Raw genomic sequence first — 9,877 nt, forward strand, 5'->3', positions numbered from 1 at the left:
AATCTATGTCATGTGGCACGGGATACCAGACCCGATTTCAGGCGAGGGGATAAACCATGAGTGAGGCGGTCGACACACAGGCCCTGCTCGATTGGTACGACGATCATGCCCGCGAATTGCCGTGGCGCGTGGGCCCGCGCGACCGCGCCGCCGGGTGGCGGCCCGATCCCTACCGGGTGTGGCTGTCGGAGGTGATGCTGCAACAGACCACGGTGGCCGCCGTGCGCGGCTATTTCGAGCGGTTCACCGCGCTGTGGCCCACCGTCGCCGATCTTGCGGCTGCCGAGGACGCGCGGGTGATGGGGGAATGGGCGGGGCTGGGGTATTACGCCCGCGCGCGCAACCTCTTGAAATGCGCGCGCGCGGTGGTGGCCGGTCACGGCGGGCGCTTTCCCGACACGCGCGACGGGCTGATGGCGCTGCCGGGCATCGGCCCCTATACCGCCGCCGCGATCGCGGCCATCGCCTTTGACCGGCCCGAGGCGGTGGTGGACGGCAATGTCGAGCGGGTGATGGCGCGGCTGTGGGATATCCGCACGCCGCTGCCCGCCGCCAAGCCCGAGATCGGCGCTGCGGCGGCGCGGCTCACGCATGACGCGCGCCCCGGCGATTACGCACAGGCGGTGATGGATCTCGGGGCCACTGTCTGCACGCCGCGCGCACCCGCCTGCGGGATTTGTCCCTGGATGGAGGCCTGCGCGGGCCGCGCGGCGGGCGTGGTCGCCGAGCTGCCCGCCAAGGCCCCGAAGAAGGCCAGGCCGCTGCGGCTGGGCCACGCCTATGTCGCGCGGCGCAGCGACGGTGCCTGGCTGCTGGAGCGGCGCGCCGGGCGCGGGCTGCTGGGCGGGATGCTGGGCTGGCCGGGCAGCGACTGGGACGACGCCCCGGACCACGCCCCGCCGCTGGAGGCAGGCTGGCGCGACATCGGGGCCGAGGCGCGCCACACGTTCACGCATTTTCACCTGCGGCTGCGGGTGCATGTCGCCGAGGTGGGGCCGGATGCGGCCCCCGCACGCGGTGAATTCCTGTCGCCCGCGGCGTTTCGCCCCTCGGACCTGCCCACGGTGATGCGAAAGGTGTTTGACCTTGCGCGGGGCGCGTTCGACACTGATATGTCGTGATACGCGCAATCGCGAGGACACACAGCGATGATACCCCCCGACCAGGTCGCCCGGCTCCGGCGTGCGTTACCGTTCTGGATGTCGTTCCTGCTGGTGCCTGTCGCGGTGCTGGGCGCGCTGAAGGGCGGCTGGACGGTGATCCTGCTGCCGGTCGTCACCTGGTTTTTCTTTTCGCTGCTCGATGCGTTTCTCGGGCTCTGCACGGAAAATGCCGATCCCGGCACGTCCGAGGCGCGGCTGACATGGTATCGCGCGGTCACGCTGGTCTGGGCCCCGGTGCAGTTCGCGCTGCTTTGGTGGATGATCTGGTATGTCACCGGGCCGGGTGACGCGCACCTGTCGGCACTGGAGACCATCGTGCTATTCTTTGGCGTCGGTGTCGTGACCGGCACGGTGGGGATCAATTACAGCCACGAATTGATGCATCAGAAGGATCGCGGCGAGCGGTTTCTTGGCGACGTGCTGCTTGCGATGGTGCTCTATTCGCATTTCCGGTCCGAGCACCTTCTGGTGCATCACCGCTATGTCGGCACGCCGCGCGACCCGGTGACAGCGCGCCTGGGCGAGGGCTTTCACCGGTTCTTTCCACGGGTACTGCGGCAGTGCTGGCATTCGGCGTTTCGCGCCGAGGCCGACAGGCTGGCGCGCAAGGGGCGGGCGTGGACCGACGCGCGCAACCCGTTCTGGCGCTACTGGGCGATGCAGGGATTCATGATCCTCCTGGCGGTGCTGATCGGCGGCTGGGAGGGCCTCTTGCTGTTCCTGTGGCAGGCCCTTGTCGCGGTCTGGCAACTGGAACTGGTGAATTACATCGAGCATTACGGCCTGACGCGCAAGCATCTGGGCGGGGGCAAATACGAGCATGTCCAGCCGCGCCATAGCTGGAACGCGGCGCACAAGGCGTCCAACTGGCTGCTCATCAACCTGCAGCGTCACTCCGACCACCACTACAAGCCCGACCGCCGCTTTCCGCTGCTTCAGAATTACGGCGCGGACGAGGCGCCGCAATTGCCCTACGGCTATCCGATCATGACGATGGCGGCGATGGTGCCGCGCCTTTGGCGGCGGATCATGAATCCGCGCGTGCGGCGCTGGCGGCAGATGTACTACCCCGAGATCACTGATTGGAGGGCCTATAACAGGGCGGCCAATCCGATGCCGCGCTGAGCCTGAAGCGGGGACACCGGCGGGCAGTGTCGGGGTGGAGTATTTGCCCCAAGAAGAAATGAAGTCGTCGCAGAAAGAAGGCCCCCGCCGAACGGGCGGGGGCCTTGCTGTGTCATGGCCGTGTCAGAGCCGTGGTGCCGGTGTCACGCCTTGCGGTGCTTGACCGGGGCCCAAATCCGCTTGTTGGTGAGGTAGAGCAGGACCGACAGCACGGTGAGGAAGATCACGCCGGTGAGGCCCGCGTCCTTGCGTGCCATCATCTTGGGCTCGGCCGTCCACATCAGGAAGGCGGCCACGTCCTCGGCTTCCTGTTCCAGCGTCGCCTCGGTGCCGTCGTCGTATTCGACATCGTCACCCCAGAGCGGCTGTGCCATGGCGATCCAGCTTCCGGGCACGGTCGGATGGCCATGCTCGTCCTTGCATTCCTCGGGATAGCCGCCGGCGGTGAAGGCGGCGTTGTAGGAGCCGGGGAAGTCCTCGGGCGCGCATTCCGGCGGTTCGTGATAGCCGATCATCAGCGAGTAGATGTATTCCGGACCCCCCATGCCATTGAAAAGCTGGCTGATGCCGGTGCCGTAAGGCCCGTGGAACCCGGCGCGCTTTTTCGCCATCAAGGACAGGTCGGGGGCATTTTCCAGTTGCGAGCCGGGGAAGTGGTCGGTCGGCTTCGCGGTCCGGAAATCGTCGATTTCCGGGTCAAAGACCTCGAACTGCTGCGCATAGGCGCGCATCTGGTCGCCGGGCAGGTGCGGCCCGCCCTCATCGGCGAGGGTCCGCAGCGGCACGTACTGCATGCCGTGGCAGGCCGAGCAGACCTGGCTGTAGACCTTGAGCCCGCGCTGCAACTGCACCTGATCGAACTTGCCGAACGGCCCCTCGAAGGAGAAGGCGATATCCTCGATATGCCCCTCGCCGCCGGCGGCGAATGCACCGCCCGCCGAGAGCGACAGGGCCGCGAGGGCCGCAATGCCTGTTTTTCTGAACATTGTCATCCGTCCTTTCTCATTCGGCGGGCGTTTCGGCCTTGCCATAATGCGCATCGAAATCCTCTTCGATGGTGGCAGGCTGCGCCTCGGGTTTCTCGATCACGCCCAGCAGCGGCAGGATCACCAGGAAATAGGCAAACCAGTAGGCCGCGCCGATCAGCGATATGATCGAATAGGGCGGCTCGGCCGGCATCGCGCCGGCCCACATCAGGACCACGAAGTCGATGCAGAGCAGTGCGAACCACCATTTGAACATCGGCCGGTAGCGGCCCGAGCGCACCGAGGAGGTGTCGAGCCACGGCGCCAGCGCCATCACCGCGATCGAGCCGAACATTGCCAGCACGCCGAAGAACTTGGCGTCGATGATGCCGCCGGTGATCCAGCTTGCGAACATCACCACCCAGACATCGCCGGTAAAGGCGCGCAGGATCGCGTAGAACGGCAGGAAATACCACTCCGGCACGATATGCGCCGGTGTCGAGAGCGGATTGGCCTCGATATAATTGTCGGGGTGGCCCAGATAGTTGGGCATGAAGCCGACGATCGCGAAGAAGATCACCATGATCACCGCAAGGGCGAACAGGTCCTTGATCACGAAATAGGGCCAGAACGGCACGGTGTCCTTCCGGGCCTCGGACTTGGAGCCGCGGCGCACGTCCACCCCGGTGGGGTTGTTGTTGCCGGTGGTGTGGAACGCCCAGATATGCAGCGCCACCAGTGCCGCGATCACGAAGGGCAGCAGGTAGTGCAGCGAGAAGAAGCGGTTGAGCGTCGCGTTGCCGACCGACGGCCCGCCCAGCAGCCAGGTCTGGATCGGCTCGCCGATGAACGGGATCGCGCCGAAGAGACCGGTGATCACCGTGGCCCCCCAGAACGACATCTGACCCCAGGGCAGAACGTAGCCCATGAAGGCGGTGCCCATCATGGCGAGATAGATCAACATGCCGATGATCCATGTCACCTCGCGCGGGGCCTTGTAGGAGCCGTAGTAGAGACCGCGGAAGATGTGCAGGTAGACGGCGGCAAAGAACAGCGACGCGCCGTTCATGTGCAGATAGCGGATGAAATGGCCGCCATTCACGTTGCGCATGATATGCTCGATCGAGGCGAAGGCCACGTCGATCTGCGGTGTGTAATGCATCGCCAGCACCACACCGGTGATGATCTGCAATGCCAGACAGAAGGTCAGGACAATCCCCCAGATCCACATCCAGTTGAGGTTCTTGGGGGTGGGAATCATGATGGTGTCATAAAGCAGCCCGACGATGGGCAGGCGCGAATGAAGCCATTTCTCGCCGCCCGTCCTGGGCTCGTAATGATCGTGCGGAATACCGGACATGTGCGCGTTTCCTTATCCCAGTTTGATCGTCGTGTCGTCGACGAATTCGGCCAGTGGCACCGGCAGGTTTTCCGGAGCGGGGCCTTTGCGGATGCGGCCGGCGCTGTCGTAATGCGAGCCGTGGCAGGGGCAGAACCAGCCGCCGAAATCACCGGCACCGTCGCCGATCGGAACGCAGCCCAGATGCGTGCAGACCCCCATTTCAACGAGCCATTCGCCGGCTTCGTCGAGGGTGCGGTTCGCGTCCTCGGCAGGCGCATTGGCGTCGATATTGGCGTTGCGTGCGATCGGATCGGGCAGGGCCTCGACATCGACGCTGCGGGCCGCCTCGATTTCCTTGTCGGTGCGGCGGCGGATGAAGACCGGCTTGCCCAGCCATTTGACCGTAAGTTGCGTGCCCGGCGCGATGCCCGAGACATCGACGCGGATCGAGGACAGCGCCTGCACATCCGCCGACGGGTTCATCTGGTTGACCAGCGGCCAGATGGCCGCCCCTGCGGTGACGGCACCCGCACCGGCGGTGGCGTAGTAGAGGAAATCCCTCCGGGTGCCTTCGTGATCTTCTGCGTGGGACACGAGGTTACTCCATTTATGTCAGTGGCGGTCACGGCCTCATGAGCTTCGGTGCCGGAGACTCTCCCCGACGATACTCTGCGGCTATTTAGCGGGGCTTTGGCAAGCCGTCCAGCCTGCTGCGCCGCAAGATGTGATCTGAGCGCGCTTCTGTCGCGCTTGCGGCGGGGGTTTCTGCCCTCCGGGGCGGCCGCCGGCAGGCTGTCGCGCGCAGTCGTCGCGAGGTTCACCGCCCCGGTGCTGCCGGTGAGCCCGGTTTCGAGCAGCACGACGCGCGCCTCGTGCACGAAGACCGGCAAAGGCGGGGAGGCGATGAGCCGCATGTGGCCGGTTCCTTTCAGACAGGTGGGGAAAGGCTAGGAACCCGGAGACGCGGTGTAAAGCGCGGTTTGGCCCGGAGGGGACGTTCGGTGCCTGTCTCCGGCGTGGAATGGGGGCGAAGCCCGCCGCGCCATCGCCCGCCCGCTCAGGCCGGTGGCGCGCGCATCAGCCGGGCCAGCATCGCCACCTCCTGCCCCTGCCCCGCCGCCTCCAGCGGATCGGCGGCGCGCAGGCGCACGTCCTCGGGCTTGTTCTGGCCCAGCTTCCATGTGCCCGCGATCTCATCGACCCGCATCGCGCAGGGCACGATCTGCCGCATCATGCGGTCCAGCACATCCGCCGTCATCTTCTCCGCCCGCCACTCCGGCTTGGGCGCCAGCCGCGCCTCGAACTCTGCCGATTGCCGGTCGAGCAGGTCGCGCATGTGCTCCTGCGGCTGCAACGTGATCTCACCCACCAGATGCACGGCGACGTAATTCCAGGTCGGCACCTGATCCGCGATGCCGTACCAATCCGGCGAGACGTAGGAATGCGGCCCCTGCACCGCGAGCCGGGCACGCAGCGGCGCGGACATGAGCCGCACGATCGGATTGGAGCGTACGAGGTGAAACTCGGCCCGGGTGCCGTCTTCCGACAACAGGAACGGGATATGGCTGATCAGCGGTGCATCGCCCGTGGCCACGGCCAGAAGGCCAAAGCCCTCATTCCGGGCGAAGGCGATGTTGCGCGCCGTGTCGGCCTGACGAAAGGCGGGATTGGGGTGCATCGCGACTGACCTCTCAGACGGCGGTAAGCTGCGTGCCGGTATGGCCGGTGACGGTCGCGGTGACAATCGCACCCTCGGGGCGGTCGCTGTCAAACGCGACCTCGGTGAATTGCCCGGTCCGGCCCATGCGCGGGCTTTCCATCAGCACGGCGTGGTTGCGGCCCTGCTGTTCGGCCAGATGCGCCACCACGCGCGCCTCACCGGCCGCCCGCAGCCGCGCGGCACGCGCCTTGATCGTGGCGCCATGAACCTGCGGCATCTTTGCTGCGGGGGTGCCGGGGCGCGGTGAATAGGGGAACACATGCAGCCAGGTGAGGTGGCATTCCTCCACCAGCCGCAGCGAATTCTCGAAGGCCGCGTCGGTCTCTGTCGGGAAACCGGCGATGATATCGGCGCCGAAAGTCATGTCGGGGCGCAGGCGCCGCGCCTCCTCGGCAAAGCGGATCGCGTCGTCGCTCAGGTGCCGCCGCTTCATCCGCTTGAGGATCAGGTCGTCGCCATGTTGCAGGCTCAGATGCAGATGCGGCATCAGGCGCGGCTCGGTTGCGATGGCCTGCATCAGGTTGCCGTCCACCTCGATCGAATCGATGGAGGAGATGCGCAGGCGCGGCAGGTCGGGCACCAGCTTGAGGATGCGCATCACCAGATCACCGAGTTTCGGCTGCGACGGCAGATCCGCGCCCCAGCTTGTCAGGTCCACGCCGGTCAGCACCACCTCGTTATAGCCCGTGCCCACCAGCCGCTTGATCTGATCGACCACGACGCCCGTCGGAACGCTGCGCGAATTCCCACGGCCATAGGGAATGATGCAGAAGGTGCAGCGATGGTCACAGCCGTTCTGCACCTGTACATAGGCGCGGCTGCGGGTGCCGAACCCGTCGATCAGGTGGCCCGCGGTCTCGGTCACCGACATGATGTCGTTGACCTGCACGCGCTCCGCATCGCCGATGAAATCGGCGGCAAGACGTCCCCATGTGTCGCCCTGCATCTTCTCGGTATTGCCGATGACGGCGTCGACCTCGGCCATCGCGGCAAAGGTCCCGGGCTCGGTCTGTGCCGCGCAGCCGGTGACGATCAGGCGCGCGTCCGGGTGCGCGCGGCGCAAGCGGCGGATCTCCTGCCGCGCCTTGCGCACCGCCTCCGACGTGACGGCGCAGGTATTGACCACGACGGCATTTTCCAGCCCCGCCTGCCCGGCGAGGTCCTTCATCGCCTCGGTCTCGTAGGCGTTGAGCCGACAGCCCAATGTGGTGAATCGCGGCGCCCCGGTCATTGGAACCCCGCCAGAAACTCGGGCGTCAGATGGCCGCTCGCGACATGCGCCGTCTCGCCGGTCATCCAGACGCCATCCTCGCGCCACTCGACGTCGAGCATCCCGCCATCAAGGGTGATCCGCACATGCCGTCCGGTGAGGCCCCGCCGCGCGGCGGCCACGGCCACGGCGCAAGAGGACGAGCCCGAGGCCAGCGTCACCCCCACACCCCGCTCCCACACCCGCATGCGCAGATGATCCGGGGCGATCATGCTCGCCACCTGCACATTGGTGCGCTCGGGATAGAGCGGGTGATGTTCATAGCGCGGCCCGAACCGGTCGAGCGGCACCGCCTCTGCATCCTCGACGAAAAACGTGCAATGCGGGTTGCCCATGCCGGTGGCCGCGGGGCCGCCCTCTATGGGCAGTTCCAGCGTCTCCATCTTTTCGGCCAGCGGAATTTCGTCCCAGACGAGTTGCGGCTGCCCCATGTTGACCGAGGTCAGCCCACCCCCCGCATCGACCGCCTGCAACGCGCCGCGCGCGGTGGTCAGCGCCAGCGCAGACTTGCCCGCCTCGTCCATCAGATGCCGCGCGATGCAGCGCGTGGCGTTGCCGCAGGCGGCGGACGCAGAGCCGTCGGCATTGTAGAAGGTGAGGTGCGCATCTGCGCCGCGCTCGCCCGCCGAGATCACCGCGAGTTGATCGAAGCCGATGCCGCGCCGCCGGTCGGCGATCGCGGCCACCAGCCCGGGCGACAGGGCGACGGCGCGCGCACGCCCGTCAAGCACGACGAAGTCGTTTCCCAGCCCATGCATCTTCATGAAGGGCAGCCCGGTGTCACGCGTGTCATTCATGCGCGGGGATATATGCGGACACGCTGCGGATTTCCAGCATCCTCCACGCACAGCCCGCGTTTTCGGGGTTGACCCCCCGCGCGCCTCTTTCTAGACACCGCGCTTGAGTGGGCCGTTAGCTCAGTTGGTAGAGCAACTGACTTTTAATCAGTGGGTCGCAGGTTCGAATCCTGCACGGCTCACCACTGAAATCAAATACTTAGATCGTTTTTGCCGGCTCTGAATGCTGAGCTGGCACACACATGGCACACACCAGGCCATCAAGTCACCCCGACAGGTTAGCCAGAACTCGACATCGCGCCGGGGCCTGAGCGGGCAGGATATTTTGTCGAATTTTTTTGTCATCCTACCGCACTCCATGACATGGAGAACCCGGCGGGCAGGCCGGGCGGCGACCAGTCGGACGGCACCGGGGTCAGAGTGCATGTGTGCGGGCTTGGGACGGCGGATCAAGGGAATGCTGGCATCGAAACTGAGCTCGACGGCACGGCAGCTTGATCACCTGGTGGACGCGATCGGGCCGGGGTGAGGGATGGCCGTGGCCGGGGTATGCAGCGGCCAGACGCCCGGCACCGGGGCCAGCGCGCCCTCGCCCGGCGGCACCCGATTGGACTGCCGCGACACAGACCGTCACGTGACTGTCCCGAACTGTCCCGTGTGACACTTTGGGACAGTTCGGGCGGTTTCGTAATTCAGCCCGGGGCGCCGGATCGAGGGCAGCGCCAGCATCGAGGCCGAGCTCGACGGCGCGGGCGGGATGATCACCAGGTGAGCGGGCAGGGCGAGGGACGGGGCGTGCCGGGCGAGGCAGCGGCCAGCCGGGCGGCACCGGGGGCCAGTACCACCGCGCTCGGCCCTGGGCGGATCGCCGCGATCGAGGCGGGGACAACGGATCGAGGGCAGCGCCAGCATCGAACATCGAGCCCGGCGGCACGGGCGGCGCGGTCACCTGGTGGTCGGGATCCATGCATTCCACTTGCCAAGATCAAGCCGGGCCTCTCTATTTTTGCTTGTTACCTTTGTAACTCTGTAACCTAAAGAATAATTTCCCTTTTTTATAAGAAGTTAGACACCGGATCAAGGTAACAGGAAAGGTAACAGCGCCTCGACCACTTTGTTACAGAACTGCACCAATCTGTGCACCGCTGCACGTTGTTGCACGGCGGCCCGTGCGTTGCACCCTCGCCGCACCCAGTCATTGAAAAACTAAAATGCTCGACCGCACCGTATACGTTCAGGCCACAGAAGGACCCGTGCTTACGCCTACCCGTGCGCCGCTGTTGCACCAAAGCCGCCAACAGCCGAGCCGCCCTGCAACGATTCACGGTGCAATATTTGAGGCGGTACGACGCTGGGTTAGAAAGCATTCGGCAGCGACATGAAGTACATTCTTTGGGGGTGCGGGGGCTGCAGATTAACTTTGCGTGCGCTCGACGGCGCGGGCGGGACGATCACCAGGTGAGCGGGCAGGGCGAGGGACAGGACGTGCCCGGCC

General features: G+C 65.8%; 8 protein-coding genes and 1 tRNA gene. 3 read left to right on the plus strand and 6 right to left on the minus strand.

Features of this window, described 5'->3' with window-relative positions; genetic code table 11:
• Positions 1 to 56 precede the first annotated feature (56 nt).
• Positions 57 to 1,121 (plus strand): A/G-specific adenine glycosylase, encoded by a 1,065-nt coding sequence (locus tag ACFFU4_RS01535; protein ID WP_377066340.1) that lies wholly within the window; start codon positions 57 to 59, stop codon positions 1,119 to 1,121.
• A 27-nt stretch (positions 1,122 to 1,148) separates the two neighbouring features.
• Positions 1,149 to 2,288, plus strand: coding sequence for an alkane 1-monooxygenase (locus ACFFU4_RS01540; RefSeq protein WP_377066342.1), 1,140 nt, complete (start codon positions 1,149 to 1,151; stop codon positions 2,286 to 2,288).
• A gap of 143 nt (positions 2,289 to 2,431) precedes the next feature.
• Here ACFFU4_RS01540 and ACFFU4_RS01545 read toward each other — a convergent pair whose 3' ends face one another.
• The 6 genes from ACFFU4_RS01545 to dapF all read right to left on the minus strand — a co-directional run bounded on the left by ACFFU4_RS01545 (position 2,432) and on the right by dapF (position 8,382).
• On the minus strand, positions 2,432 to 3,280 hold the full coding sequence (locus tag ACFFU4_RS01545) for a cytochrome c1 (protein WP_377066344.1): 849 nt from the start codon (positions 3,278 to 3,280) through the stop codon (positions 2,432 to 2,434).
• Between the two features lie 10 nt (positions 3,281 to 3,290).
• On the minus strand, positions 3,291 to 4,613 hold the full coding sequence (petB, locus tag ACFFU4_RS01550; protein WP_377066346.1) for a cytochrome b: 1,323 nt from the start codon (positions 4,611 to 4,613) through the stop codon (positions 3,291 to 3,293).
• A 12-nt stretch (positions 4,614 to 4,625) separates the two neighbouring features.
• Entirely contained in the window at positions 4,626 to 5,189 is a 564-nt protein-coding gene (gene petA, locus ACFFU4_RS01555) for a ubiquinol-cytochrome c reductase iron-sulfur subunit (protein ID WP_377066348.1), read from the minus strand.
• 463 nt (positions 5,190 to 5,652) lie between these two features.
• Positions 5,653 to 6,273, minus strand: coding sequence for an FMN-binding negative transcriptional regulator (locus ACFFU4_RS01560; protein ID WP_377066350.1), 621 nt, complete (start codon positions 6,271 to 6,273; stop codon positions 5,653 to 5,655).
• A 13-nt stretch (positions 6,274 to 6,286) separates the two neighbouring features.
• Positions 6,287 to 7,546, minus strand: a complete 1,260-nt coding sequence (gene mtaB / locus ACFFU4_RS01565) for a tRNA (N(6)-L-threonylcarbamoyladenosine(37)-C(2))-methylthiotransferase MtaB (RefSeq protein ID WP_377066352.1) — start codon at positions 7,544 to 7,546, stop codon at positions 6,287 to 6,289.
• Positions 7,543 to 8,382 (minus strand): diaminopimelate epimerase, encoded by an 840-nt coding sequence (dapF, locus tag ACFFU4_RS01570; protein WP_377066354.1) that lies wholly within the window; start codon positions 8,380 to 8,382, stop codon positions 7,543 to 7,545. The genes mtaB and dapF overlap by 4 nt, the downstream gene beginning before the upstream one ends.
• A gap of 109 nt (positions 8,383 to 8,491) precedes the next feature.
• Between dapF and ACFFU4_RS01575 the strand changes: the two genes are divergently transcribed.
• Positions 8,492 to 8,567: transfer RNA gene (locus ACFFU4_RS01575), tRNA-Lys, on the plus strand.
• Positions 8,568 to 9,877: the final 1,310 nt, after the last annotated feature.

The organism is Roseovarius ramblicola (genome assembly GCF_042430665.1).
GTDB lineage: Bacteria > Pseudomonadota > Alphaproteobacteria > Rhodobacterales > Rhodobacteraceae > Roseovarius > Roseovarius ramblicola.